Source organism: Streptomyces sp. TBY4 (genome assembly GCF_024213195.1).
Classification (GTDB): domain Bacteria; phylum Actinomycetota; class Actinomycetes; order Streptomycetales; family Streptomycetaceae; genus Streptomyces.
On the sequence record NZ_JANAVF010000012.1, the window covers coordinates 40993 to 66209 of the forward strand.

Annotated in this window: 22 protein-coding genes; 10 read left to right on the forward strand and 12 right to left on the reverse strand. The window is 71.1% G+C overall.

What is annotated here, in order from left to right; genetic code table 11:
• Window positions 1-14 precede the first annotated feature (14 nt).
• On the reverse strand, window positions 15-953 hold the full coding sequence (locus tag NLX94_RS26030) for a metallophosphoesterase (RefSeq protein ID WP_254385526.1): 939 nt from the start codon (window positions 951-953) through the stop codon (window positions 15-17).
• A gap of 79 nt (window positions 954-1032) precedes the next feature.
• Here NLX94_RS26030 and NLX94_RS26035 point away from each other — a divergent pair, with 79 nt between their 5' ends.
• Window positions 1033-1494, forward strand: a complete 462-nt coding sequence (locus NLX94_RS26035; RefSeq protein WP_254385527.1) for a GatB/YqeY domain-containing protein — start codon at window positions 1033-1035, stop codon at window positions 1492-1494.
• A gap of 107 nt (window positions 1495-1601) precedes the next feature.
• Here the strand turns inward: NLX94_RS26035 and NLX94_RS26040 are convergent, their stop codons facing one another.
• Window positions 1602-3845, reverse strand: coding sequence for a transglycosylase domain-containing protein (locus NLX94_RS26040; protein WP_254385528.1), 2244 nt, complete (start codon window positions 3843-3845; stop codon window positions 1602-1604).
• 386 nt (window positions 3846-4231) lie between these two features.
• On the opposite strand from NLX94_RS26040, the gene NLX94_RS26045 reads away from it, so the two are divergent.
• Window positions 4232-4582 carry a WhiB family transcriptional regulator gene (locus tag NLX94_RS26045; protein ID WP_243330532.1) on the forward strand — a complete coding sequence of 117 codons (351 nt, stop codon included), beginning with the start codon at window positions 4232-4234 and terminating at the stop codon, window positions 4580-4582.
• Window positions 4583-4611: 29 nt separating this feature from the next.
• On the opposite strand, the gene NLX94_RS26050 is transcribed toward NLX94_RS26045, so the two are convergent.
• Complete coding sequence (locus NLX94_RS26050; RefSeq protein WP_254385529.1) at window positions 4612-5901, reverse strand: ArsA family ATPase; 1290 nt, start codon at window positions 5899-5901, stop codon at window positions 4612-4614.
• Complete coding sequence (locus NLX94_RS26055) at window positions 5898-6878, reverse strand: ArsA-related P-loop ATPase (RefSeq protein ID WP_254385530.1); 981 nt, start codon at window positions 6876-6878, stop codon at window positions 5898-5900. The genes NLX94_RS26050 and NLX94_RS26055 overlap by 4 nt, the downstream gene beginning before the upstream one ends.
• A 76-nt stretch (window positions 6879-6954) precedes the next feature.
• Here NLX94_RS26055 and NLX94_RS26060 point away from each other — a divergent pair, with 76 nt between their 5' ends.
• The 4 genes from NLX94_RS26060 to NLX94_RS26075 all read left to right on the forward strand — a co-directional run bounded on the left by NLX94_RS26060 (window position 6955) and on the right by NLX94_RS26075 (window position 9590).
• Entirely contained in the window at window positions 6955-7119 is a 165-nt protein-coding gene (locus NLX94_RS26060; RefSeq protein WP_112447450.1) for a DUF4177 domain-containing protein, read from the forward strand.
• Complete coding sequence (locus NLX94_RS26065; RefSeq protein WP_254385531.1) at window positions 7116-7589, forward strand: RidA family protein; 474 nt, start codon at window positions 7116-7118, stop codon at window positions 7587-7589. The genes NLX94_RS26060 and NLX94_RS26065 overlap by 4 nt, the downstream gene beginning before the upstream one ends.
• A 217-nt stretch (window positions 7590-7806) precedes the next feature.
• Window positions 7807-8748 (forward strand): NUDIX hydrolase, encoded by a 942-nt coding sequence (locus tag NLX94_RS26070; RefSeq protein WP_254385532.1) that lies wholly within the window; start codon window positions 7807-7809, stop codon window positions 8746-8748.
• The gene (locus NLX94_RS26075) at window positions 8745-9590 is read left to right on the forward strand and encodes an MBL fold metallo-hydrolase (protein WP_254385533.1); all 846 of its coding nucleotides are present in this window, start codon (window positions 8745-8747) and stop codon (window positions 9588-9590) included. The genes NLX94_RS26070 and NLX94_RS26075 overlap by 4 nt, the downstream gene beginning before the upstream one ends.
• Window positions 9591-9606: 16 nt before the next feature.
• Here NLX94_RS26075 and NLX94_RS26080 read toward each other — a convergent pair whose 3' ends face one another.
• Complete coding sequence (locus NLX94_RS26080; protein WP_254385534.1) at window positions 9607-10416, reverse strand: nucleotidyltransferase domain-containing protein; 810 nt, start codon at window positions 10414-10416, stop codon at window positions 9607-9609.
• A gap of 183 nt (window positions 10417-10599) precedes the next feature.
• A complete protein-coding gene (locus tag NLX94_RS26085) occupies window positions 10600-11274 on the reverse strand; it encodes a Crp/Fnr family transcriptional regulator (RefSeq protein ID WP_003981529.1) in 675 nt (224 codons plus the stop codon).
• 397 nt (window positions 11275-11671) lie between these two features.
• On the opposite strand from NLX94_RS26085, the gene nth reads away from it, so the two are divergent.
• The 3 genes from nth (at window position 11672) to NLX94_RS26100 (ending at window position 14508) form a co-directional block, all read left to right on the forward strand.
• A complete protein-coding gene (gene nth, locus NLX94_RS26090; protein WP_254385535.1) occupies window positions 11672-12466 on the forward strand; it encodes an endonuclease III in 795 nt (264 codons plus the stop codon).
• Between the two features lie 85 nt (window positions 12467-12551).
• Window positions 12552-13292 (forward strand): CoA pyrophosphatase, encoded by a 741-nt coding sequence (locus NLX94_RS26095; RefSeq protein WP_254385536.1) that lies wholly within the window; start codon window positions 12552-12554, stop codon window positions 13290-13292.
• Between the two features lie 13 nt (window positions 13293-13305).
• Window positions 13306-14508, forward strand: a complete 1203-nt coding sequence (locus NLX94_RS26100; RefSeq protein WP_254385537.1) for a MarP family serine protease — start codon at window positions 13306-13308, stop codon at window positions 14506-14508.
• 358 nt (window positions 14509-14866) lie between these two features.
• On the opposite strand, the gene NLX94_RS26105 is transcribed toward NLX94_RS26100, so the two are convergent.
• The 5 genes from NLX94_RS26105 to NLX94_RS26125 form a co-directional block, all read right to left on the reverse strand.
• Complete coding sequence (locus NLX94_RS26105) at window positions 14867-15835, reverse strand: alpha/beta fold hydrolase (protein ID WP_254385538.1); 969 nt, start codon at window positions 15833-15835, stop codon at window positions 14867-14869.
• A complete protein-coding gene (locus tag NLX94_RS26110) occupies window positions 15832-16290 on the reverse strand; it encodes a phage holin family protein (RefSeq protein WP_254385539.1) in 459 nt (152 codons plus the stop codon). The genes NLX94_RS26105 and NLX94_RS26110 overlap by 4 nt, the downstream gene beginning before the upstream one ends.
• A 107-nt stretch (window positions 16291-16397) precedes the next feature.
• The gene (nhaA, locus tag NLX94_RS26115; RefSeq protein WP_254385540.1) at window positions 16398-17813 is read right to left on the reverse strand and encodes a Na+/H+ antiporter NhaA; all 1416 of its coding nucleotides are present in this window, start codon (window positions 17811-17813) and stop codon (window positions 16398-16400) included.
• A gap of 203 nt (window positions 17814-18016) precedes the next feature.
• On the reverse strand, window positions 18017-19972 hold the full coding sequence (acs, locus tag NLX94_RS26120; protein ID WP_254385541.1) for an acetate--CoA ligase: 1956 nt from the start codon (window positions 19970-19972) through the stop codon (window positions 18017-18019).
• A gap of 268 nt (window positions 19973-20240) precedes the next feature.
• The gene (locus tag NLX94_RS26125; protein ID WP_254385542.1) at window positions 20241-22604 is read right to left on the reverse strand and encodes a SulP family inorganic anion transporter; all 2364 of its coding nucleotides are present in this window, start codon (window positions 22602-22604) and stop codon (window positions 20241-20243) included.
• Window positions 22605-22841: 237 nt separating this feature from the next.
• Here NLX94_RS26125 and NLX94_RS26130 point away from each other — a divergent pair, with 237 nt between their 5' ends.
• A complete protein-coding gene (locus tag NLX94_RS26130) occupies window positions 22842-24176 on the forward strand; it encodes a hypothetical protein (protein WP_254385543.1) in 1335 nt (444 codons plus the stop codon).
• Here NLX94_RS26130 and NLX94_RS26135 read toward each other — a convergent pair.
• A complete protein-coding gene (locus NLX94_RS26135; protein ID WP_254385544.1) occupies window positions 24130-25140 on the reverse strand; it encodes an ATP-binding protein in 1011 nt (336 codons plus the stop codon). The genes NLX94_RS26130 and NLX94_RS26135 overlap by 47 nt on opposite strands.
• Between the last annotated feature and the right edge of the window lie 77 nt (window positions 25141-25217).

A 25217-nucleotide genomic window follows, 5' to 3' on the forward strand; every position in this document is an offset into this window, starting at 1 on the left:
CCGAACGGCTCGCGTTAGGCCTTCGGGGTCAGTGTCAGCAGTGTCGCCTCGGGCGGGCACGCGAAGCGCACCGGGGTGAAGCGGTTCGTCCCGCAGCCGGCCGATACGTGGAGGTACGCGCGCTGCCCCTCGGTCTCGTGCGTCGAGAGGCCCTTTACCCGCTTGGTGTCCAGGTCGCAGTTGGTGACGAGCGCCCCGTAGAAGGGGATGCACAGCTGCCCGCCGTGCGTGTGGCCGGCCAGGATCAGCGGGTAGCGGTCGGCGGTGAAGGCTTCGAGGACGCGCAGGTACGGGGCGTGGACGACGGCCATCGAGAAGTCCGCGTCCGCCTCCGGCCCGCCCGCGACCTTCGCGTACCGGTCGCGCTTGATGTGCGGGTCGTCGAGGCCGGTGAAGGCCAGCTCCATCCCGTCGAGCTTGAGCCGGCCCCGGGTGTTGGTGAGGTTCAGCCAGCCGGCGGCGTCGAAGGCGTCCCGCATCCCCTCCCACGGGTTGTGGACGGCACCGACGACCGGTGCGTTGCCGTTCAGGCCGTGCCGGCCCTGCGTCTTCTCCAGCAGGTAGCGGCCGGGATTGCGCAGCCGGGGCCCGTAGTAGTCGTTCGACCCGAAGACGTACACGCCGGGGAAGTCCATCAGGGGGCCGAGCGCGTCGAGCACCTCCGGCACGCCCTCCGTGTCGGAGAGGTTGTCTCCCGTGTTCACCACGAGGTCGGGGCGCAGCCCGGCGAGCGACTGGAGCCAGGCGCGCTTCTTGCGCTGTCCGCCGACCATGTGGATGTCCGAGACCTGCAGGACGCGCAACGGGCGCATCCCCTGCGGGAGCACGGGAACCGTGACCCGGCGCAGGCGGAAGGAACGGGCTTCGAAACCGGCGGCATAGGCCAGACCGGCGGCCCCCGCCGCGGCGATCCCGGCGGTGACCTTCAGAGGTACTCCGTAACGCGCACGCATGTCCTCATGTTCGCAGACCCGGCAAGCGCGCCGGGAAACCGGCGGGCGCGGAAGCCCCCCTACCTGGCAGACTCGGGACATGACCACGCTCAAGGCCAAGCTCCAGGAAGACCTCACCACTGCGATCCGCGCGCGCAACGAGCTCGCCTCGTCCACGCTGCGCCTGACCCTCTCCGCCATCACCAACCAGGAAGTCGCGGGCAAGGAAGCCCGGGTGCTCTCCGACGAGGAAGTCCTCAAGGTGATCGCCAAGGAGGCGAAGAAGCGCCGGGAGGCCGCGGAGGCGTTCGCGCAGGGTGGCCGTCCCGAGCAGGCCGCGCGGGAGACCGCCGAGGGCGAGTTCCTCGACACCTACCTCCCGAAGCAGCTCGGCGAGGCCGAGCTCGACGCGATCGTGGCCCAGGCCGTCGAGGAGGCCAGGGCGGCGGGCGCCGAGGGGCCGCGGGCCATGGGCGCCGTGATGAAGATCGTGAACCCGAAGGTCGCGGGTCTGGCGGAGGGCGGGCGCGTCGCGGCCGCCGTCAAGAAGCACCTGTCCTAGCAAGCGCCGAACGAGGAGGGCCCCCACCGGATCCGGATGCGGATCTGGTGGGGGCCCTCCTTCGCTTTGAGCTACGGAGCCTGCGGGGCCTGCGGGCCCTGGGCGCCCTAGTCCCGGCCGCCGATGACGCCCGGCGGGAGGGTGATCCCGCCCAGCGGGTCGGTCCCGCCGGTCCCGCCCGTGTTGCCGCCGGGCCGCCCGTCGCCTGGCTTGCCGTCCCCGCGGCCCGGCTTGCCGGGCTTTCCGGGCTTGTTGGGCTTGCCGCCGGGGGAGGGGCTCGGGGTGTCGGGGATGTTCACCGTGGTGAAGCCGGGGGCCTCGCGGCCGGAGAGGGCGCCGGAGACGGCCTGCTTCCAGATCGGGCCGGGCAGGCCGCCGCCGAAGACCTTGTCGTAGTGCTGGCCGCCGATGGTGATGTTCTCCATCGACACCTGCTTGGCGCCGCCGGAGCCGACCCAGGTCGCGCCGGACATGTTCGGGGTGTAGCCGACGAACCAGGCGTTGTAACGGCTGTCGGTGGTACCCGTCTTGCCCGCGCTCTGCCGGTCGGTCAGACCCGCCTTCTGGCCCGTACCGGAGTCGACCACGCCGAGCAGCAGGGTGTTGATGGTGTCGGCGGTGCTCTCGCTCATCGCACGGCCGCACTTGGACTTCGGGACGGTCAGCGCCTTGCCGTGCGCGTCGGTGATCGACTCGATGGTGACCGGGGTGCAGTACACGCCGCGGTTGGCGAAGGTGGCGTACGCGTTGGCCATGGTCAGCGGGGACATGCCCTCACTGCCGAGGGCGATGGCGGGGACCTCGGGGAGCTTGGAGCCGTTGGCCGGGACCACGCCGAGCTTGGTGGTCATCTCGGTGACGGGGCACAGGCCGATCTCGGAGATCATCTCCACGAAGTAGGTGTTGACCGACTTGGCCATCGCCTCCTTCATCCCGTACGGGCCGACCTCGGACTCGGTCTCGTTCTCCACCCGCGCGGCCGGGCGGTCGTTGTTGACCCAGGGCTTGTCGCCGCAGGTCTTCACCGGGCTCGGGTAGTCCATGTCGTACGGGGACTGGTACATCTTCGTCGGCGAGAGCCCGCCCTCCAGGGCGGCGGCGGCGACGAAGGCCTTGAAGGTGGAGCCGGTCGGGAAGCCGAAGTTCGAGCCGCCCATCTTCTTGTCCACCGAGAAGTTGATCTGGGTCTCGTTCTTGCCGAAGCCGTACGGCTTCGACTGGCCCATGGCGAGGACCCGCCCGGTGCCGGGCTGGACGAGGGTGACGGCCGTGGCGACCTTGTCGTCCTGGTCCACGTGGTCCTTGATGGACTCGTTGACGGAGTCCTGCGACTGCGGGTCCAGGGTCGTACGGACCGTCAGGCCGCCCTGGTTCCAGACCTTCGCCCGCTCCTCGCGGGTCTTCCCGAAGGCGGTGTCGTCGAGGAAGGTGTTGCGGACGAAGTCGCAGAAGAAGCCGGCGCCCTTGACCGCGGTGATGCAGCCGTTCTTCGGCTTGGTCACCTTCAGCTGGACCGGCTTGGCCTTCGCCGCGTCGGCCTCGGCCTGCGAGATGTCCTTTGTGTCGGCCATTCGCTGGAGGACGATGTTGCGGCGCTTCATCGCCTCCTGCGTGTCGTTCATCGGGTCGTACCGGCTCGGCGACTGGACCACGCCCGCCAGCAGAGCTGCTTCTTCCAGGGTCAGGTCCTTGGCGGGCTTGCTGAAGTAGCGCTGGGCGGCGGATTCGATTCCGTACGCCTGCTGCCCGAAGTACGTGATGTTGAGGTAGTTCTCGAGGATCTTGTGCTTCCCGAGCTCCTCCTCGACCTGGATCGAGTACTTCAGCTCGCGGATCTTGCGCCCGAGGCTCTTCTCCTGGGCCTCGCGCACCTTCGTCTCGTCGTCGCCGGCTTCCTCGACGAAGACGTTCTTCACGTACTGCTGCGTCAGCGTCGACGCGCCCTGCGCCGCGCCGCCCTCCTGGGCATTGCGGTTGACCGCGCGCAGGATGCCCTTGAGGTCGATCGCCCCGTGCTCGTAGAAGCGGGAGTCCTCGATCGCGACGATGGCCTTCTGCATGTACGGGGAGATGGCCGTGATGGGGACCACCTGCCGGTCACGCGAATAGACCGTGGCGATCAAGCCACCCTCTGAGTCGAGAATCGTGGTGCGCTGGCTCAGCGGAGGTGTCTTCAGATTGGCCGGGATCTCATCGAACCCCTCGACCGTGCCCTTGGCCGCGAGCCCCAGGGCGCCTGCGCCCGGGATCGCGATGCCGGCGAGCACAACTCCGGAGAGAACGGACACACCGAGGAACTTGGCGGCCTGCTGTGGCCCCGTGAGCCCGCCGCCCGAGCGCTTCTTTCCCATAGAGGGCAGCCTACGTTCTCATTCGCCGGACACACGCGAATGCCTTGGCCTAAGCTGTCCCCAACTGTCACAGCAGTGCGTCGGGACATCAACCCCTCGGCTTGTTTTTCACCCTTCCCGAATGGGGTGGACGCATGTCCGAATCTTGCCTCCTGTGATCAGCATGCCCCGTCGATTTCACCCGAATCGCCGGAATGGTCGGGCATGTCGCACGATCACTCCGTCGGGTGATCTGCCGCTTACCCATAGTCCGTTCGGACCATTCAAGATTGGGCCCGTCGGGGGTGTTGCACTGTGCCCGCCTTCCGTAACGTCCTCAACTGGCAGCGGTGAATATGCCGCTGCCGCCGTGGGGGAGCCTCGATTCGGGAGAGGACGGCGCCGGGATGGGCTGGGTTACCGACTGGAGTGCGCAGGCAGCCTGCCGCACTACCGATCCGGATGAACTGTTCGTTCAAGGAGCGGCACAGAACAGGGCCAAGGCGGTGTGCACCGGATGTCCGGTGCGGACCGAGTGCCTGGCCGACGCGCTCGACAATCGTGTCGAGTTCGGCGTGTGGGGCGGAATGACCGAGCGGGAACGACGTGCGCTGCTGCGCCGGCGTCCCACCGTCACCTCGTGGCGGCGCCTGCTCGAAACCGCACGCACGGAGTACGAGCGCAGTACGGGCATCCTCACCATGGATGCCGATGACGAGATCGGCGTTCCGTACGAAACGTACGCGGCAGCCGGGTAGACCATCCGGGCACCACGTCGTAGGAACGCCTACGCTCCGGCCGGAACCCCGGCCGCGAGTCGCTCTCCGATGGCCCGCAGCCCGGCGAGGTCGTGCACGTCGCCGGGCAGGGCGGCCACTTCGGCCACCGCCACCTCGGGGTGCAGCGAGGTGAAGCGGTCACGCGTGCGCTGTTCGCGCGCGATGACCTGCATGCGCTCCGCGTGCAGGCGCAGCAGTCCTGCCGTGATCACGTCGGCGTCCGTGCGGGGGTCGGGATCGGTATCCGTGGAGTCACGAAGTCCAGCTTTCCCGGACTCCTGATCCACAATGCCGCCGTCTTCAAGATTCTCCGCTTCGAGATTCTCAGCGGCGGCCAACGCCCGCTCCGCGGAGAGCTGTCCGGCGTCGCTGCCGTGCACCCGGTTCAGTACGAGCCCGGCCAGCGGCATCCGCTCCGCGGCCAGCCGCTCCACGAAGTACGCCGCCTCGCGCAGCGCGTCCGCTTCGGGCGCGGAGACCACGAGGAAGGCCGTACCGGGAGCCTGGAGGAGCTGGAAGGTCGCGTCCGCCCGCGTGCGGAAGCCGCCGAACATGGTGTCCATGGCGGCCACGAAGGTCTGTACGTCCTTCAGCAGCGAGGCGCCCATCAGCTTGCTCAGCGTGCCCGTCATCATCGACATGCCGACATTGAGGAACTTCATCCCCGCCCGGCCGCCCACCTTCGCCGGAGCCATCAGCACGCGGATGAACTTCCCGTCCAGGAAGGACCCCAGGCGCCCCGGCGCGTCCAGGAAGTCCAACGCGGAGCGGCTCGGCGGGGTGTCCACCACGATCAGGTCCCAGTCGTCCCGGGCCCGCAGCTGCCCCAGCTTCTCCATCGCCATGTACTCCTGCGTGCCCGCGAAGCCGGCCGACAGGGACTGGTAGAAGGGGTTGGCGAGGATGGCCTGCGCCCGCTCGGGGTCCGAGTGGCCCTCGACGATCTCGTCGAAGGTCCGCTTCATGTCGAGCATCATGGCGTGCAGTTCGCCGGAGCCGTCGCCACCGTCCGCGGCCCGTATCCCCGGCACCCTGCGCGGGGTGTTGTCGAGCGAGTCGATCCCCATCGACTGGGCCAGCCTGCGCGCCGGGTCGATCGTCAGGACGACCACCTTGCGCCCGCGCTCGGCCGCCCGTACCCCGAGCGCCGCGGCGGTGGTGGTCTTGCCGACCCCGCCCGCCCCGCAGCACACGATGATCCGGGTCTGCGGATCGTCCAGCAGCCGGTCGACGTCCAGCCGCGGGGGAGCGTCCATCGTCGCCTCCATGCTCGCCTCCACCGTCCCGGCCTCGCTCATTCCTCGCCCACCTGCTTCCGCAGCTCCGCGGCGAGCCCGTAGAGCCCGGCCAGGTCCACCCCCGCGCCGAGCACGGGAAGTTCGTACGTGGGCACGTCCAGCCCCGCCAGTACGGTGCGCTGGGCGCGCTCCAGCTCCACCCGGGTCGTGTGCTCGGCGGCCTGCGCGAGCAGCGGCTCCACCAGCCGTTCGGCCGGCCCGCCGCGCCCGGCGCCGCCGAGACCGGCCCGGGCCAGCGCGCCGGTGATCTCGGCGCGCCGTTCGCCGGCGGCGGCGCGCAGGGTGTCCTCGTCGAGGTGGTGCGGCCGGACCATGTTGACGATGACCCGCCCTACCGGCAGGCCCGCCCGCCGCAGTTCCGCGATCCCGTCCGCGGTCTCCTGCACGGGCATCTCCTCCAGCAGGGTGACCAGGTGCACGGCCGTCTCGGGGGACTTGAGCACCTTCATGACGGCCTGCGCCTGGTTGTGGATCGGCCCGAACCGGGCCAGGCCCGCCACCTCGTCGTTGACGTTCAGGAAGCGGGTGATCCGCCCGGTCGGCGGAGCGTCCATGATCACGTGGTCGTAGACGAACCGGCCGGCCTTGTCCTTGCGCCGGACGGCCTCGCAGGCCTTGCCCGTCAGGAGCACGTCCCGCACGCCCGGGGCGATGGTCGTCGCGAAGTCGATGGCGCCGAGCTTCTTGAGGGCCCGGCCGGCCGAGCCGAGCTTGTAGAACATCTGGAGGTAGTCGAGGAGCGCGCGCTCCGCGTCGATGGCGAGCGCGTAGACCTCCCCGCCGCCCGAGGCGACGGCGATCTTCCGGTCCTCGTAGGGGAGCGCCTCCGCCCCGAAGACCTGGGCGAGGCCCTGCCTGCCCTCGACCTCCACCAGAAGTGTCCGCCTGCCCTCGCGTGCGAGGGCGAGCGCGAGTGCCGCGGCGACCGTGGTCTTGCCGGTGCCGCCCTTGCCGCTGACCACCTGGAGCCTGCTCACAGCGCCCGAGCCTAATTCCTCCCGGGCGGCGGCGGGGGTGCCGGGGCCCGGTACGGCAGGCACTACCCTCGCTCCCATGACCAAGAAGTTCGAATACGCGACCGTCCCGCTGCTGGTCCACGCCACCAAGCAGATCCTGGACACCTGGGGCGAGGACGGCTGGGAGCTCGTCCAGGTCGTCCCCGGCCCGAACAACCCCGAGCAGCTCGTGGCCTACCTGAAGCGGGAGAAGGCGGCATGAGCGGAGTCGTCGAGGCGCGGCTGGCCGAGCTCGGCCTGACCCTCCCCGAGGTCGTCCCGCCGCTGGCCACGTACCAGCCGGCCGTCCGATCGGGTGCCTACGTGTACACCGCGGGCCAGCTCCCGATGGTCAAGGGCAACCTGCCGGTCACCGGCAAGGTCGGCGCCGAGGTCTCGGCGGAGCAGGCCAAGGAACTGGCCGCGACCTGCGCGCTGAACGCGCTCGCCGCGGTGAAGTCCGTCGTCGGCGACCTCGACAAGATCGCGCGCGTCGTGAAGGTGGTGGGCTTCATCGCCTCCGCCCCCGACTTCACCGCCCAGCCGGGCGTGTTGAACGGCGCGAGCGAGCTGCTGGGCTCGGTCCTCGGCGACAAGGGCGTCCACGCCCGCAGCGCGGTCGGCGTGGCGGTCCTCCCGCTGGACGCCCCGGTCGAGGTCGAGATCCAGGTCGAGCTGGTCCCGGGAGCCTGACCTCACCGTCCCCGGAGAGTCCCCGGAGGGGCTGGATTGCCCGCAGGGCAATGTCAGCCCCTCCGGCGTTTGAGGAGCGGGGTCCGGGGCGGAGCCCCGAAGGGGTCCGGGCGCAGCCCGGGGAACGGGCGAAGGGCGGGTAGGGGACTCCGCCCCGCGCAGCGGGTCCGCGGGGCCGCCCCTCGAACATCGGCCCGGATGCCCGTAGCATCCCGCCATGCCGAATGGTCAGTACGGTCAGCAGGAGACCTCCTCCGGAGGCCAGTGGTACCCGCCGGAGTGGCCCGACCGGATCCGCGCGCTCGCGGCCGGCGCCCTCACCCCCACGGAACCCAGGCGCGCCGCCACCGTGATGCTGCTGCGCGACACCCCCGACGGCCCTGCCGTGCACATGCTGCGCCGCCGCGCCGAGATGGCCTTCGCCGGAGGCGCCTACGCGTATCCCGGCGGCGGTGTGGACCCCCGGGACGAGGACCACCTCATCGGCTGGGCCGGCCCGGACCGCGCCGAGTGGGCGGAGCGGATGGGCACCGACCCCGCCACCGCCCAGGCGATCGTCTGCGGAGCCGTCCGCGAGACCTTCGAGGAGGCCGGCGTCCTGCTCGCGGGCGAGTCCGCGGACACCGTCGTGGGCGACACCACCGGCGAGGACTGGGAGGCCGCCCGTGCGGCCCTGGTCGCCCGTGAGCTGTCCTTCGCCGAGTTCCTGGACCGCCGGGGCCTCGTCCTGCGCTCCGACCTGCTCGGCGCGTGGGCCCGCTGGATCACCCCGGAGTTCGAGCCGCGCCGGTACGACACCTGGTTCTTCGTCGCGGCCCTCCCCGAAGGCCAGCGCACCCGCAACGCCTCCACCGAGGCCGACCGCACGGTCTGGGTCCGGCCCGCCGACGCCGCCGCCGGGTACGACAAGGGCGAGCTGCTGATGATGCCGCCCACCATCACCACCCTGCGCTCCCTGGAGCCGTACGGGAGCCCCGCCGAGGCCCTCGCCGCGGCCGGGAGCCAGGACCTGACCCCGGTCCTCGCGCAGGCCACCCTCACGGACGGGGAGCTCGTGCTCAGCTGGCCCGGGCACGACGAGTTCACCAAGCGCGTCCGCCTGGCGGACCGGGGCCCCGCGGCCCCCGGCCCCGCGAACCCGGGAGGAGCCCCCGCATGACCGATGCCGCCGCCCTGCCCGGCCAGCCCCGCGGCATGGTCGTCTCCGGTCCCGCCACCGCCCGCGCGGTGAACGTCCTGGCCCCGAACGCCTCCGCGATGACCCTGGACGGCACCAACACCTGGCTCGTCTCCGAGCCCGGCTCCGAGCTGGCCGTGGTGATCGACCCCGGCCCGCTGGACGACGGACACCTGCGCGCGGTCATCGCCGCCGCCGAGAAGGAGGGCAAGCGGGTCGCGCTCACCCTCCTCACCCACGGGCATCCCGACCACGCGGAGGGCGCGGCCCGGTTCGCCGAGCTGACCCGGACCAAGGTCCGCGCCCTGGACCCGGACCTGCGCCTGGGCGACGAGGGCCTGGGGGCCGGGGATGTCATCCGCACGGGCGGTCTGGAACTGCGCGTGGTGCCGACGCCCGGCCACACCGCGGACTCGCTCTGCTTCCACCTGCCGGCCGACCGGGCGGTCCTGACCGGCGACACGATCCTGGGGCGCGGCACCACCGTCGTCGCGCATCCCGACGGGCGGCTCGGCGACTACCTGGACTCCCTGCGCCGGCTGCGCTCGCTGACCGTCGACGACGGGGTCCACACGGTCCTCCCCGGGCACGGGCCGGTCCTGGACGACGCGCAGGGCGCGGTGGAGTTCTACCTCGCCCACCGGGCCCACCGCCTCGCGCAGATCGAGACGGCGGTCGAGAACGGCCTGACCACCCCCGAGGCGGTCGTCGCCCACGTCTACGCGGACGTGGACCGGTCGCTGTGGCCGGCCGCGGAGTGGTCCGTACGCGCGCAGCTGGAGTACCTGATGGAGCACGGGCTGATCCCCGGAAACCCTGAGTGAGCGGGCCGCCGGCGCGCTAGCCCGGCGGGCGGGGCGTCTTCGTCCCGTGCCGGGCCGTGTACTCGTCCGCGAGCCACGGCCCGAGGTCCTCGACGTAGGCGCGCAGCACGGCCGGGTCCGCGACCGGGTCCAGCGCGGCGGCCGCCGCGGCGCGCATCTGGTCGGCGCGCTCGGGGTAGTACTGCCCGAAGACCTCCGCCGACTCGGTGAGGTCGCTGGTCCAGCCGCCCCACCGCGGCATGACGAGGGTGAACCCGGTCCGTACGAGGTGCCGCGAGACGCCCCGGCACAGCGTGCGGTACTCCTCGGGCGTGGCCGCCTCCCGGATCCGCTCGCGGACCTCGGGCAGCAGCGCGGCCAGGTCGCCGTTGGTCTCGCGGGCGAGCAGGCCGTCGGGGCGGTAGCGGGGCAGGTGCTCGGCCAGGTCCGCGCCGAGCAGCGGGGTGCACAGGCAGGCGAGGAACCAGCCCAGGTCGTAACGTTCCTGCTCGCTCAGCAGCCGGTCCTTGCCGTACAGCAGGATGCCGACCCCGTCGATCTCCGCGAACTCCTCGTCGAGGCCGCGCGCCAGTGCCTCGGTGGTGTCGCGGTCCTCCTCGCCGGGCGCGTGGTGCAGGGCGATCAGCAGGTCGAGGTCGGACCGCCCGGGCCGGGCCGTCCCGCGCGGCACGGACCCGTAGAGGTAGGCGCTGTGCAGCCGTCGCCCGTACGCCTGCCCGATCCGCTCCCGCGCGGCGGCGACGAGCCCCCGGAACCCGGCCTGCACCTGCCCGAGCGAGCCTTCGCGCTCGAAGTACCCGTACGCGTCGAGGCCTCTGTGCTCCATGGGTCCACTGTGCCGCTTTCACGGCCGCGCCCGGTCTCGTAAACGCCCGCAGCAGGGGCAAATTCAGCCCCGCCGGCGTTTGAGGCGCGGGGGTGCGGGGGCAGAGCCCCCGGAACGGCGCCGCGGGAACACGAAAAGGGGCCCCGCCCGACCGGGCAGGACCCCTCAACGGAGCTACGAGCGTCAGCGCGACCGCTTCGCCAGCCGCTCCACGTCCAGAAGAATCACCGCACGCGCCTCCAGGCGGAGCCACCCGCGTCCCGCGAAGTCGGCCAGCGCCTTGTTCACGGTCTCGCGCGACGCGCCGACGAGCTGGGCCAGCTCCTCCTGCGTGAGGTCGTGCACGACGTGGATGCCCTCCTCCGACTGCACGCCGAAGCGGCGCGACAGGTCGAGGAGCGCACGGGCCACGCGGCCCGGAACGTCGGAGAAGACCAGGTCGGACATCTGGTCGTTGGTCTTGCGCAGGCGCCGCGCGACGGCGCGCAGCAGCGCGGTCGCCACCTCGGGCCGGGCGTTCAGCCAGGGCTGGAGGTCTCCGTGACCCAGGCCCAGCAGCTTGACCTCGGTCAGCGCGGTGGCGGTGGCGGTGCGCGGGCCCGGGTCGAACAGCGACAGCTCGCCGATCAGCTCGCCGGGGCCGAGGACGGCCAGCATGTTCTCGCGGCCGTCGGGGGAGGTGCGGTGCAGCTTCACCTTGCCCTCGGTGACGACGTAGAGCCGGTCACCGGGGTCGCCCTCGTGGAACAGGGCGTCGCCACGTGCGAGGGTCACCTCGCCCATGGAGGCGCGGAGCTCCGCGGCCTGCTCGTCATCGAGCGCCGCGAAGAGCGGGGCACGCCGCAGTACGTCGTCCACGAGTCTCTCTCCTATGTCGACCAGCCAGGGGATCGCTCCCCCATTTTGCCGGACGGCTCAAACAGTGCGATCAATCACGTTCATCACAAGGATGCCGGACGTACGGGTGTGCTGTGCGGCGAGAGGCCGATCGGGGTGGTGTTACCTGAGGTCCGGGGCGGCTGTCACCGCCGTGTCCCGGACCGGCCGGGTGTCCAACAGGCCGGTGAGAGCACAGGCCAAGGGGTCCGGGGGAGTGACGGCCACAGTAAATTCAGCCGTGGGCGAACACGACCGGGCGGGGGTCCTCCCGGAGCAGTCACCCCCACTTCAGGGCAAAACTTCGGCCAAGAAACCCCCTCCGGGCGGTGGTCACGTCCGGCCACGGGCGGAGGGCTGTGCGGCGTAGCCTTCGGGGATGGCAGAGAGCAAGGTCAAGAAGGCCGGGACGAAGCCGGAGAGCCATCTGGCGATGGTGCGGCGGGCGCGCAGGATCAACCGCGAGCTGGCGGAGGTCTATCCGTACGCGCACCCCGAGCTCGACTTCCGCAACCCCTTCGAGCTGCTGGTCGCCACCGTCCTGTCCGCGCAGACCACCGATCTGCGCGTGAACCAGACGACCCCGGCCCTCTTCGCCGCGTACCCGACCCCCGAGGACATGGCCGGGGCCGATCCGGAGGCGCTGGAGGAGATCATCCGGCCGACCGGGTTCTTCCGGGCCAAGGCCAAGTCCCTGCTCGGGCTCTCGCAGGCGCTGCGCGACAACTTCGGCGGCGAGGTGCCGGGCCGGATCGAGGATCTGGTGACCCTGCCCGGGGTGGGCCGCAAGACGGCGAACGTGGTCCTCGGCAATGCCTTCGGCGTCCCCGGGATCACCGTCGACACCCACTTCGGCCGGCTGGTGCGGCGCTGGAAGTGGACGGAGCAGGAGGATCCGGAGAAGGTCGAGGCGGAGATCTGCGCGATCTTCCCGAAGAGCGAGTGGACGATGCTCTCGCACCGCGTCGTCTTCCACGGCCGCCGGATCTGCCACTCCCGCAAGCCCGCCTGCGGGGCCTGCCCGATCGCACCGCTCTGCCCGGCCTACGGGGAGGGCGAGACCGACCCGGAGAAGGCCGCGAAGCTCCTGAAGTACGAGAAGGGCGGCCAGCCCGGCCAGCGCCTGAGCCCGCCCCCGGACTACCCGGGCCTGCCGGCGCCCGCCCGCGCCTGAGCCCGCCGGCGGCGGCGCACCCGCAAGGAACGAATCGCTACCCGCACCGCGTTTGGCCGTGTGGGGAACACGGACAGGGGTGCCTATGAGTGAGGCCACGCAGAACCGCCGGGCGGACGCAGCCACCGGGCGCGGGACCTCGTACGACGGCGGGCGCGGCAGCACCGTGCTGGACGGTCACGGCCTGCCCGGCTGGCTGGACCCCGTCGTCGAGGCGGCCCGGACGGTCCGGCCGACCCAGCTCAGCCGGTTCCTGCCGCCCGAGGACGGCCGGGGCCGCCAGTCAGCCGTACTGATCCTCTTCGGCGAGGGCCCCCGCGGCCCCGAGCTGCTGCTGATGGAGCGCGCCGGCACCCTGCGCTCGCACCCCGGCCAGCCCTCCTTCCCCGGCGGCGCCCTCGACCCCGAGGACGGCGACCCGCGCACCACCGGCCCGCTGCGCGCCGCCCTGCGCGAGGCCGAGGAGGAGACGGGCCTGGATCCGGCCGGGGTCCAGCTCTTCGGGGTGCTGCCCCGGCTCTACATCCCGGTCAGCGAGTTCGTCGTGACCCCGGTGCTCGGCTGGTGGCGGGACCCGAGCCCGGTCGGCGTGGTCGACCCGGCCGAGACCGCCCGGGTCTTCACGGTGCCCGTGGCCGATCTCACGGACCCCGAGCACCGTGTCACCGTCGTCCACCCCAGCGGCCACCACGGCCCGGCCTTCACCGTGGAATCGGCTCTGGTCTGGGGTTTTACCGCCGGAGTGATCGACCGGATCCTGCATTTCGCCGGGTGGGAGCGGCCCTGGGACCGGTCCCGGGAAGTCCCGCTCGACTGGCGCGCATGAGACGGTGGCCCCTGTGAACGTGCTGGACATCCTGTTGCTGCTCGCCGCCGTGTGGTTCGCGGTCGTCGGCTACCGCCAGGGGTTCGTCGTCGGCATCCTGTCGGTGATCGGCTTCCTCGGCGGTGGCCTCGTCGCCGTGTCCCTGCTGCCCCTGATCTGGGACCGGGTCACCGACAACGGCACCCAGGTGTCCACCACGGTCGTCGTCATCGCCGTGGTCGTGATCATCATCTGTGCCTCGATCGGCCAGGCGCTGACCACCCACCTGGGCAACAAGCTCCGGCGCCACATCACATGGTCCCCGGCGCGCGCCCTCGACGCCACGGGCGGCGCCCTGGTGAACGTGGTCGCGATGCTGCTGGTGGCCTGGCTGATCGGGTCCGCGCTCGCCGGTACATCACTTCCCACGCTGGGCAAGGAAGTCCGCAACTCCAAGGTGCTCCTCGGAGTCTCCCGGGTGCTCCCGGCGCAGGCGAACACCTGGTTCTCGGACTTCAGCTCCACCCTGGCCCGCAACGGCTTCCCGCAGGTGTTCAGCCCGTTCTCCAACGAGCCGATCACCGAGGTGAAGCCGCCGGACCCGATGCTCGCGCGCAGCCCCGTGGCCGAGTACGCCAAGCAGTCGATCGTGAAGGTGGTCGGCACCGCGCCCGCGTGCAGCAAGGTGCTGGAGGGCACCGGCTTCGTCTTCGCACCGGGCAAGGTGATGACCAACGCGCACGTCGTCGGCGGGGTCGGCGAACCGACCGTGCAGGTCGGCGGCGAGGGCAAGCTCTACGACGGCACGGTCGTGCTCTACGACTGGGAGCGCGACATCGCCGTCCTGGACGTGCCCAAGCTGAATGCGCCGGCGCTGGAGTTCACCGACAAGGGGGCACCGAGCGGCAGCGACGCCATCGTCGCGGGCTTCCCCGAGAACGGCGCGTACGACGTCCGCGCGGCGCGCGTCCGCGGCCGGATCAACGCCAAGGGCCCGGACATCTACCACCGCGGAACCGTGCGACGGGACGTCTACTCCCTGTACGCGACGGTCCGCCAGGGCAACTCCGGCGGCCCGCTGCTCACGCCCGAGGGCAAGGTGTACGGGGTCGTCTTCGCGAAGTCCCTCGACGACCCCAACACCGGATACGCCCTGACCACGGACGAGATCCGCGACGACATCCGGGCCGGGGCGACGGCGAACCGCCGGGTCGGCAGCCAGGGCTGCGCCCTCTGAGCCCTGCGGGAGCCCTACGGGGCCCTGCCGGGCGCCCGCTCTACGTGCGCTGGTGCCTGAGCCGGGCGGAGACCCAGCGGGCCCGCCGGCGCAGGATGCGCGGAATTCCGAGTCGGGGGTCGTCGTGGCCTTCGCGGCCCTGCCCCCTGTGCGTGCCCGGCGTGACCGTCGAGCGGCGTTCGTGTGCGGTGTCACCGTGGTCGTGCGTCCAACCCATACTCCGAGCTGTGCCCGGGGCCCAAGGTCGGTAATCGCGTTCCGGGCGGCCAATTGGCCTATGCGCCAGGCAATTGAATGCTTGTCATATGAGTAGCCGCCAGCTGAGCCGCCAGCTGGCCTGCCGGCTCAGGGGTCCGGCTCAGCGGTCCGGCTCGGGATCCTTCAGCCAGTTGACCAGCTCGGCCGAGAACGCCACCGGGTCCTCCTCGTGCGGGAAGTGCCCGAGCCCGTCGAAGAGCCGCCAGCGGTACGGGGCTTCGACGTACTGCCCGGACCCCGCCGCACTCCGCGTCCGCATCACCGGATCGAGCGAGCCGTGCAGGTGCAGGGTCGGCACCCGCACCGGCCGCTTCATGCGCCGGTTGAACTGCAGGCCGTCGGGCCGGGCCATGGACCGCATCATCCAGCGGTACGGCTCGACCGAGCAGTGCGCCGTGGAGGGGATGCACATCGCGCGCTGGTACACCGCGAGGTCCTCCTCCTCGGGGAGGCGCGGGCCCGACCAGTCCCGGATCAGTTCGCCGACGAGCGCCCCGCCGTCGGCGACGAGCTGCCGCTCGGGCAGGAACGGCCGCTGGAAGCCCCAGATGTGCGAGCTGGCGCGGGTCTGCCCGAAGTCGGACAGCATCGCGGAGCGCCAGCGGCGCGGGTGCGGCATCGAGGACACCACCAGCCGGCGCACCAGCTTCGGCCGCATCACCGCCGCTGTCCAGGCGAGGTAGCCGCCCAGGTCGTGCCCGACGAGGGCGGCGTCGGGCTCGCCGAGGGACCGTACGACCCCGGTGATGTCGAGCGCCAGGTTGGCCGGGTCGTAGCCGCGGGGGGTGCGGTCGCTGCCGCCCACCCCGCGCAGGTCCATCGCGACCGCCCGGTAGCCCGCGTCGGCCAGGGCGGTCATCTGGTCCCGCCACGTCCACCAGAACTGCGGGAACCCGTGCAGGAGCAGCACCAGCGGCCCGTCACCCAGCTCGGCGACGTGGAACCGCGCCCCGTTCGCCGCGACGTCCCGGTGGGTCACTTCCCGCCCGCCGGGGATGTCGATCCGGACCGCCGTGGCGGCGGTGGGGGGCGTGCCGGGGTTCCCGGAATCGGACGAGGGGGCTGTCATGAGGACGAGCGTGCCACACCCACGGCGTTGTCACTGACCGACCGGGCGTGGGGCTTGACGGTGCCGACCAGGGCCGCCGTCTCCTTCACCGAGGCGATGGTCTTCACCGGCGGCTTGATCTTCTTGAACTTCGCCATGGCGATCAGCCCGATCACGGCCGCGAGCAGCCAGAACGCCACACCGACGATCAGGAAGGACCAGGCCAGCCCGAGCCCGAGGTTGTGGATCCCGTACGCCGCCGCGAAGCTCAGCACCGGCAGCGAGAAGAGGAGGAGCACGCCCGCGGCGATGGCGGCGCCGCTGCCGATGCCCGCACGCTTGACGTCCTGCTTGATCTCCACCTTGGCGAGGGCGATCTCGTCGTGCACCAGGGCGGACATCTCGGCGGTGGCCGAGGCGACCAGCTGGCCGAGTGTGCGCTCGGCTCCTGGGGCCCCTTGGTCCACTGCGCTCATCGCTCTCTCCCTCTGTCGTCCGACTGCGACGGCTGTCCTGTCGTCAGGTCAGATCATGCCGGACGGCCGCCGTCGGCGCTGGACCCGGCCGCCGCTTCGTCCGCCGCTCAGTCCACCGCTTCGGCCGTCGCCTCCCGCAGGGCGGCCCCGGCCTCCTCGGCCCGGCGCCGGTGCTCGGCGGCCTTGGCCTCGTAGATCTTCGCCATCCGCAGGTGGTAGTCCGGCTTGTCCTGCTCGTAGATGTCGGGGATGCCGTCGAGGTCCTCGTCGCGCTCCTCGTCCTCGGTGAGCGCCCGGTACTTGCGGTTGCGCATCTTGAGCAGGACGCACGCCACGATCGCGGCGATGAGCGAGCCGATCAGGACGGCGGCCTTGATCTCGTCGGTGAGGACGGGATCGTCGGTGAAGGCGAGCTCGCCGATCAGGAGCGAGACGGTGAAGCCGATGCCGGCGAGCGAGGCGACGGCGAAGACGTCCGGCCAGGCGAGGTCCTCGTTCAGCTCGGCCTTGGTGAAGCGGGCCGCGAGCCAGGTGCCGCCGAAGATGCCGAGCGTCTTGCCGACGACGAGGCCGAGCACCACGCCGAGGGTCTCGGGCCGGGTGAAGACCTGGCCGATCGACTCGTCGGAGAGCGAGACGCCGGCCGAGAACAGGGCGAAGAGCGGGACGGCCAGACCGGCCGAGACGGGCCGGACCAGGTGCTCGATGTGCTCGCCGGGGGAGTGCTCCTCGCCCTCCTTGCGGTGGCAGCGCAGCATCAGGCCCATGGCGACGCCGGCGATGGTGGCGTGGACGCCGCTGTTGTACATCAGGCCCCAGATGACCAGGGCGAGCGGGACGTAGATGTACCAGCCGCGCACGTTCACGCGGAGCAGGAACCAGAAGAGGACCAGGCCCGCGACGGCTCCGCCGAGCGCCAGGAAGTTGAGCTCGCTGGTGAAGAACACCGCGATGATCATGATGGCGAACAGGTCGTCGACGACGGCCAGGGTCAGCAGGAACGCGCGCAGGGCGGACGGCAGCGAGGTGCCGATGACGGCGAGGACGGCCAGCGCGAAGGCGATGTCGGTGGCGGTCGGGACCGCCCAGCCGTCCGTCGAGCCGTTGCCGAGCACGTTGGTCAGTACGTAGACCAGCGCGGGTACGGCCATGCCGCAGATCGCGGCGATGACCGGGAGCGCGGCCGCCTTGGCGTCGCGCAGGTCGCCCGCGACGAGCTCGCGCTTGAGCTCGATGCCGGCGACGAAGAAGAAGATGGCGAGCAGGCCGTCGGCCGCCCAGTGCTGGAGCGAGAGGTCCAGGCCGAGGGAGGCGGGGCCGATGTGGAAGGACCGGACGCTGTCGTAGCCCGCCGAGATGGCGGGCACGTTCGCCCAGACGAGGGCGGCGATCGCGGCCACGAGGAGGAGGATGCCGCCGACCGTCTCGGCGCGCAGGGCGTCGGCCACGAAGCGGCGCTCGGGCAGCGAGAGGCGGCCGAGGAGCTTGCGGCTCTGGTGGTCGGTGGGGCTGGGCGCGGCCACGGGGGGCACCTCCGGGGTGGGTTGGACGGCATGGCGAAGCACGTTGCCGACCAGACTTCCCGGCGCACCCTGTGGAGTAATTCTTTACGCTCTTAACACTTTACAGGGTGTACGCATGGGCGTATCCGGTGATCGTCACTTTAAGTGTGAAAGGGGCATCCGGCGCGCGTTGCGCCGGATGCCCCTTCTCGTGTTCCGGGACCTCAGTCCTCGCTGCCGGCGGCCGGCAGCCTCGTCTGGATCAGGTCCATGACCGAGGAGTCCGCGAGGGTGGTGACGTCACCGACCGCGCGGTTCTCCGCCACGTCGCGCAGCAGGCGGCGCATGATCTTGCCCGAGCGGGTCTTCGGCAGCTCCTGAACCGGCAGGATCCGCTTCGGCTTGGCGATCGGGCCGAGCGTGGCACCCACGTGGTTGCGCAGCTCGCCGACCAGCGTGTCCGTCTCGGAGGCGCTGCCGCGCAGGATGACGAAGGCCACGATGGCCTGGCCGGTGGTCTCGTCGGCCGCACCGACCACCGCCGCCTCGGCGACCGAGGGGTGCGAGACGAGCGCCGACTCCACCTCGGTGGTCGAGATGTTGTGGCCGGAGACCAGCATCACGTCGTCCACCCGGCCGAGCAGCCAGATGTCGCCGTCCTCGTCCTTCTTCGCACCGTCGCCCGCGAAGTACTTGCCCTCGAAGCGGGACCAGTACGTGTCGACGTACCGCTGGTCGTCGCCCCAGATGGTGCGCAGCATCGAGGGCCACGGCTCGGTGAGGACCAGGTAGCCGCCTCCGCCGTTCGGGACCTCGTTCGCCTCGTCGTCCACCACGGTGGCGGCGATGCCGGGCAGCGCGCGCTGCGCCGAACCGGGCTTGGTCTCGGTGACCCCGGGCAGCGGGGAGATCATCATCGCGCCGGTCTCGGTCTGCCACCACGTGTCCACGATCGGGCAGCGGTCGCCGCCGATGTGCTTGCGGTACCAGACCCAGGCCTCGGGGTTGATCGGCTCGCCGACCGAGCCCAGCACGCGCAGGCTCGACAGGTCGAACTTCGCGGGGATGTCGTCGCCCCACTTCATGAACGTACGGATCGCCGTCGGCGCGGTGTAGAGGATGGTGACGCCGTACTTCTGCACGACCTCCCAGAACCGGCCCTGGTGCGGGGTGTCCGGGGTGCCCTCGTACATCACCTGGGTGGCGCCGTTGGCGAGCGGCCCGTAGACGATGTAGGAGTGCCCGGTCACCCAGCCGATGTCGGCGGTGCACCAGTAGACGTCGCTCTCCGGCTTCAGGTCGAACACCGCGTGGTGGGTGTACGAGGCCTGCGTGAGGTAGCCGCCGGAGGTGTGCAGGATGCCCTTGGGCTTACCCGTGGTCCCCGAGGTGTACAGGATGAAGAGCGGGTGCTCGGCGTCGAAGGCCTGCGGCGCGTGCTCGGCGCTCTGCCGCTCGACGATCTCGTGCCACCAGACGTCGCGGCCCTCGGTGAAGGCGGTGTCCTGGCCGGTGCGGCGCACCACGAGGACGTGCTCGACCTGCGGGCACTTGGCGACGGCCTCGTCGATGGCGGGCTTCAGGGCGGAGGGCTTGCCCCGGCGGTAGCCGCCGTCGGAGGTGATGACCAGCTTCGCGTCGGCGTCCTGGATGCGGGAGGCCACGGCGTCGGCGGAGAAGCCGCCGAAGACCACGGAGTGCGCGGCGCCGACCCGGGCGCACGCGAGCATCGCGACGACCGCCTCGGGGATCATCGGCAGGTAGACGGCGACCCGGTCGCCGGCCTGGACGCCGAGCTCGGTCAGGGCGTTGGCGGCCTTGGAGACCTCGTCCTTGAGCTCGGCGTAGGTGATCGAGCGGCTGTCGCCGGGCTCGCCCTCGAAGTGGATGGCCACGCGGTCGCCGTTGCCGGCCTCGACGTGGCGGTCCACGCAGTTGTACGCGACGTTCAGCTTGCCGTCCGCGAACCACTTGGCGAAGGGCGGGTTGGTCCAGTCGAGCGTCTCGGTCGGCTCGGTGTCCCAGCTCAGCCGCCGCGCCTGCTCGGCCCAGAAGCCCAGCCGGTCCGCGTCGGCCTGTGCGTACGCAGCCTTGGTCACATTGGCGGCGGCGGCCAGATCGGCAGGCGGTGCGAACCGCCGCTCCTCCTTGAGCAGATTGGCCAGGCTTTCATTGCTCACGACGCATCTCCCTTTCCCAGGGTGTCCGTTGTGTCCCCGGTTGTGTCCCCGGGCATAGCTCATCAGTCAATGGGCCGGGTGACAAGAGGTTGCCGGGAATTGGTGTAGACCTATTACTCGACCCGGCCCACGCGCGAGTGGCCCCCTCCCGCCGCGGAGCACGGGAAGGGGCCACTCAGTGGCACGGATATCGGAGGGTATCGGTTCGAAGGGCCCCGGGCCCGGGAGCGCGACCGTTTAGGTCACCTACCCGCCGGGACCGGCCCGGTCAGCCGCGCAGCGAGCCCGCGCCGACGGTGTCGAAGACCCGGCAGTCGAAGAAGTCCTTCCCCTCCGACAGCAGATAGGCCTGCGCCTCGCCGACGTGGAAGTACATCCCGTGCAGTTCCAGCGTGCCGTCGGCGAGCCGGCGGGCCACCGATTCGTGGGCCTTCAGGTGCTCCAGCTGCTGCACCACATTGGTCAGGCACAGCTGCTCCACGGCGTCCGCCGGCAGCCTTCCGGAGATCCGGGCCCAGGCGTGGTGGCGGCTCGCCATCCGCTCCAGGCTCGGCAGCCCGTGCCGCAGCCACCGCCGCAGCGGGGTCATGGGCAGCCCGGGCGCGGAGTTGAGCAGTGCCTGCATGGCCCCGCACCCCGAATGCCCGCACACCGTGATGCTGTCCACCTGCAGGACGTCGACGGCGTACTCGATGGCCGCCGCGACGGAATCGTCCGTGGACTCCGCCCCCGGGAGCGGCACGAGGTTGCCCACGTTGCGGACCGTGAACAGGTCCCCGGGGCCGCTGGCCGTGATCATGCTGGTCACCAGGCGGGAGTCCGCACAGGTGAGGAAGAGCTGCGAGGGCCGCTGTCCCTCCCGGGCCAGCCGGGCCAGCTCCTCGCGCACGTGCGGGGCGGTGTCCCGCTGGAAGGCGCTGATCCCGTTGGCCAGTTGACCGGCGCCGCGCCCGCGGGGGCCGGCCGCCGGGGCGGGGGCCGGTGCGGGTGAGGCGTCCGGGCTCCCGGCCGCCTCGGGGTCCGTACGGGCCACCGTGCCGCGGTGGTCGCAATGGTTCTGCCACGGCGTCCAGGGCCGGCAGCACTGGTGGTCCCCGCGCTGCGCACCCCGCTCGGCGCGCTCGGTCCGCTGCGCCTGCTCGGCTTCGGCGATCCTGGCCCCCGACCGGCCGGTGACCTCCAGCGAGCCCCCGTGGGCCAGGTGGGAGTCCTGCCAGTCCTGGAGGGTCTCGTAGGCGGCGTGGTCCATGAAGGAGCCGTCCAGCTCGATGACGGCGTGCCCGTGGTGCGGGATCTGGTTCAGCACCCGGCTCAGCCGCGGTACCGCGAGGAAGGTCAACTGCCCGCGCGCCCACACCCGGTGGACCCCGCTGTCGAGCCGCTCCAGCGTGATCCGGGTCCGGGCGAGGCGGTGCAGCGCCAGCGCAACGGCCATCGCGATGCCGACGGCCACGCCCTCCAGGACCCCGCCGACCACCACGGCCACGATGGTCGTGGCGTAGACGAGGATCTCCCGGTGCCGGGTGACGGTGCGCAGGTGCGTGGCGCTCACCATCTGCACGCCCACGGCCATCACCAGCGCGGCCAGCGCGGCCAGCGGGATCAGTTCGAGTGCGGGGACGAGCAGGGCCGCGGCGAGCACGATCCACAGCCCGTGCAGCATGACCGAACGACGGCTGACGGCACCGGCCTTGACGTTCGCCGTGCTGCGGATGGCGCCGCCCGCGATGGGCAGTCCGCCCAGGGCGCCGGAGATGACGTTCGCCGCGCCCTGGCCGCGCAGCTCGCGGTTGAGGTCGGCCCGCGCCGGGCGACTGCCGCTGCCGCGCCGGGCGGCGATCAGCTTGTCGGTGGCCACGGAGGACAGCAGCGACTCCACGCTGCCGACCAGGGTGACGGTCAGTACGGCGGCGATGATGCCGAGGACCGGCCCCTCGGGCAGTTCGGGCAGCGCGTGGCTGCGCCAGGAGGGCAGGTCCACGCGGGGCAGGGCGAGCCCGGCGAGGGAGGCGAAGGCCGTGGCTGCGGCGACGGCGGCCAGGGCAGCCGGTACCTTGCGCAGGGCCACCCCGGCCCGCCCCGGCAGCCGGGGCCAGCAGAGCAGGACGCCCAGGGTGAGCGCGCTGACGGCGAGGGCGGCGGGGTGCAGATCCGCCAACTGGCTCGGCAGCTCGCGGACGTTGGCCAGGGCCGAGCTCTGCGGGGTGCCGCCGAGCACGATGTGCAGCTGCGCCAGCGCGATGGTTACGCCGATGCCGGCGAGCATTCCGTGCACGATGGCCGGGCTGACCACCAGCGCGGACCGGGCGGTCCGCAGTGCTGCCAGGGCCAGCTGGCACAGACCGGCGAGCACGGTGATGGCACAGGTGGTGCGCCATCCGTAGTGCTGGATCAACCCGGCCGTGACGACGGTGAGTCCGGTCGCCGGGCCGCTCACCAGGAGCGGTGCGCCGCCGAGCCGCGCAGCCACGATCCCGCCGACCGCCGCGGCGACGAGCCCTGCCTGGAGCGGGGCTCCAGTGGCCAGGGCGATGCCGAGGGAGAGCGGTAGCGAGATCAGGAACACGGCGACGGAGGCGGAGAGGTCGGCGGGGAGCCCGGCCGGGGAAGCGGATGCGGGGGTTGCTGTCATAGGTCCCGTCTCCTCTCGGGGGAGGGGTGAAGCGGCGGGATTCTCAACACTCGGTAAATGAACGGTAATGGAGAGTAAAGCCCAGTGGTGGGTAATACGGGCAAACGGCCTAGGAATTAGCGCTCACGAGTGATTAGGCATTTAGTCCGGCTTGTCACACCTTCCTAAAAACGGACCGCATGGGACGTTGCGGCGCGGAAGTCCTGCGACGGAACTGCGAGGGAAGAGGTGCGGCGGATGACTGCCACCACGAAGAAGGGCGCCACCAAGAGGATCGCCGGCGGCCTGGTCGCCACGGCGCTGGTCCTGGGTGTGGCCGGGTGCAGCACCTCGGAGCCCGCCGGCCGTCCGGCCCCCGGAGGCCAGGCGGTGAAGAAGGGCGCGGCCGCGCCGGAGGGCCCGGCGCCGGGCAGCGTCAAGCGGCTCATCGGGGACGGCTCGACCTCGTACACGGGCCTGCAGCCGAACGTACAGAAGGCGGAGAAGCTGAAGCCCGGCGAAAAGCCGCCGCAGTTCGTCGTCTATTCGTGGGACGGGGCGGGAGAGGACAGCCAGAAGCTCTTCTCGCATTTCCGCGAGGTGGGCAAGAAGTACAACGCCCGTATGACGTACTTCCTCAGCGGCGTGTACATGCTCCCTGAGGAGAAGCGTTCCCTCTACACCGCGCCCCAGCATTCCCCGGGCCGCTCCGACATCGGCTTCGGTGATCCGCAGGGCATCAAGGACACCGCCACCCAGGTGCGCGCCGCCTGGCTCGAGGGCAACGAGATCGGCACCCACTTCAACGGCCACTTCTGCGGACCCGAGGGCGGCGTCGGCACCTGGTCCGTGGAGGAGTGGAAGAGCGAGATCAACCAGGCGAAGTCGTTCGTCAAGAACTGGAAGACGAACTCACCGGCCCTCAAGGGGATGGAGGCGTTCCCGTTCGACTACGACAAGGAGATGATCGGGGCCCGCACCCCCTGCCTCGAAGGCCAGAAGAACTTCATGCTCGCGGCCAAGGAGATGGGCGGCTTCCGCTACGACTCCAGCGGCATCAGCAAGCAGATCTGGCCGAAGAAGACCGACGGCCTCTGGGACATCCCGCTGCAGCTGGTCCCCATGCCGGGCCGCGCCTTCGAAACGCTCAGCATGGACTACAACTACCTGGTCAACCAGTCCGGTACGACCACGCAGGGCGACCCCTCCCAGCACGCCTACTGGGGTGAGCAGATGCGCGACGGCCTGGTCGAGGCCTTCGAGCGGACCTACCGGGGCAACCGCGCGCCGCTGATCATCGGCAACCACTTCGAATCCTGGAACGGCGGCACCTACATGCGTGCCGTCGAGGACTCCATCAAGACCATGTGCACGCAGAAGGAGGTCCGCTGCGTGCCCTTCCGCGAGCTGGTGGACTGGCTGGACGCCCAGGACCCGAAGGTCGTGGAGTGGATGCGCACCCTCGACGTCGGCGAGGCGCCGAAGGCGGGCTGGAACACCTTCCTGACGGCGGGGCCGCCGGCCAAGCCGGCCGCCCCCGCCGGGGTCAAGCCGGCTGCGGAGCCGGACGGAGCGAGTCAGAACGAGGAGTGAGCAGTTCCCGTAGGACGAAACCGGGGTCGATCTGCTCCGCCAGGTCGATCCCGGTCTTCGCGTTGCCCCAGCTCTCGGCGTTGCGCAGGTGGAAGTGGACCATCTGCTCGGTGTACCGCTCCCAGTCGCGGTGCGCGTAGGAGTCGTCCGCGGCGTCCTGCAGCGCCTGCAGGGCGAGCCGGTTGGTGGCCTCCAGCAGCTCGAAGGCGGCCGGGCGGCCCTTCTCCATCGCCCGTACCCAGTCCGACTGCCCGACGGTGACCAGTAGGTCCTCCCCGGCCTCGTCCTGGAGGAACTCGATGTCCTCCGGTCCCTGCACCTTGTTGCCGACGACCTTGAGCGTGATCCCGAAGTCCCGCGCGTACTCCTTGTACTGGCGGTAGACGGAGACGCCCTTGCGGGTCGGTTCGGCGACCAGGAAGGTCACGTCGAAGCGGGTGAACATGCCGGAGGCGAAGGAGTCCGAACCGGCCGTCATGTCGACCACGACGTACTCGTCCGGGCCGTCGGCGAGGTGGTTGAGGCAGAGCTCGACCGCGCCGACCTTGGAGTGGTAGCAGGCCACGCCCAGGTCGGACTCGGTGAAGGGGCCCGTCGCCATCAGCCGTACGGGCTCTCCGTCGAGCGTCAGGGTGCGCGCGCAGGCGTCGTAGACGGGGTTGTCCTCGTCGACCCGCAGCAGCCGGGAGCCGGTGCCGGGCGGAGTGGTCTTGATCATCGTGTCGGCGGAGGCGATGCGCGGGTTGGAGCCCCGCAGGTACTCCTTGATGAGGGGCAGGTGCGCGCCCAGCGCGGGCAGTGCGGCCGCGTCGGCCTCGCTGAGTCCGAGCGCGGTGCCCAGGTGCTGATTGATGTCGGCGTCCACCGCGACGACACGGGCTTCATTGGAGGCGAGGTGGCGGATGAAAAGGGAGGACAGCGTGGTCTTGCCGCTGCCGCCCTTCCCCACGAAAGCGATCTTCATGTTCACGAAGGGTAGTGGGTCGGTGGCTTTGTGTTGTGTGCCTGAGTGAAGAAGACCACTCCAAGGAGGGGTCGGTG

Excerpts from the sequence above, each read along its gene's own strand:
- NLX94_RS26075 (WP_254385533.1), top strand. The coding sequence starts at position 8,745 with ATGACCGATGCCGCCGCCCTGCCCGGCCAGCCCCGCGGCATGGTCGTC.
- NLX94_RS26050 (WP_254385529.1), bottom strand. The coding sequence starts at position 5,901 with ATGAGCGAGGCCGGGACGGTGGAGGCGAGCATGGAGGCGACGATGGAC.
- nth (WP_254385535.1), top strand. The coding sequence starts at position 11,672 with ATGGCAGAGAGCAAGGTCAAGAAGGCCGGGACGAAGCCGGAGAGCCAT.
- NLX94_RS26060 (WP_112447450.1), top strand. The coding sequence starts at position 6,955 with ATGACCAAGAAGTTCGAATACGCGACCGTCCCGCTGCTGGTCCACGCC.
- NLX94_RS26045 (WP_243330532.1), top strand. The coding sequence starts at position 4,232 with ATGGGCTGGGTTACCGACTGGAGTGCGCAGGCAGCCTGCCGCACTACC.
- NLX94_RS26095 (WP_254385536.1), top strand. The coding sequence starts at position 12,552 with ATGAGTGAGGCCACGCAGAACCGCCGGGCGGACGCAGCCACCGGGCGC.
- NLX94_RS26135 (WP_254385544.1), bottom strand. The coding sequence starts at position 25,140 with ATGAAGATCGCTTTCGTGGGGAAGGGCGGCAGCGGCAAGACCACGCTG.
- NLX94_RS26030 (WP_254385526.1), bottom strand. The coding sequence starts at position 953 with ATGCGTGCGCGTTACGGAGTACCTCTGAAGGTCACCGCCGGGATCGCC.
- NLX94_RS26105 (WP_254385538.1), bottom strand. The coding sequence starts at position 15,835 with ATGACAGCCCCCTCGTCCGATTCCGGGAACCCCGGCACGCCCCCCACC.
- NLX94_RS26065 (WP_254385531.1), top strand. The coding sequence starts at position 7,116 with ATGAGCGGAGTCGTCGAGGCGCGGCTGGCCGAGCTCGGCCTGACCCTC.
- NLX94_RS26070 (WP_254385532.1), top strand. The coding sequence starts at position 7,807 with ATGCCGAATGGTCAGTACGGTCAGCAGGAGACCTCCTCCGGAGGCCAG.
- NLX94_RS26035 (WP_254385527.1), top strand. The coding sequence starts at position 1,033 with ATGACCACGCTCAAGGCCAAGCTCCAGGAAGACCTCACCACTGCGATC.
- NLX94_RS26080 (WP_254385534.1), bottom strand. The coding sequence starts at position 10,416 with ATGGAGCACAGAGGCCTCGACGCGTACGGGTACTTCGAGCGCGAAGGC.
- NLX94_RS26130 (WP_254385543.1), top strand. The coding sequence starts at position 22,842 with ATGACTGCCACCACGAAGAAGGGCGCCACCAAGAGGATCGCCGGCGGC.
- NLX94_RS26040 (WP_254385528.1), bottom strand. The coding sequence starts at position 3,845 with ATGGGAAAGAAGCGCTCGGGCGGCGGGCTCACGGGGCCACAGCAGGCC.
- NLX94_RS26125 (WP_254385542.1), bottom strand. The coding sequence starts at position 22,604 with ATGACAGCAACCCCCGCATCCGCTTCCCCGGCCGGGCTCCCCGCCGAC.
- NLX94_RS26110 (WP_254385539.1), bottom strand. The coding sequence starts at position 16,290 with ATGAGCGCAGTGGACCAAGGGGCCCCAGGAGCCGAGCGCACACTCGGC.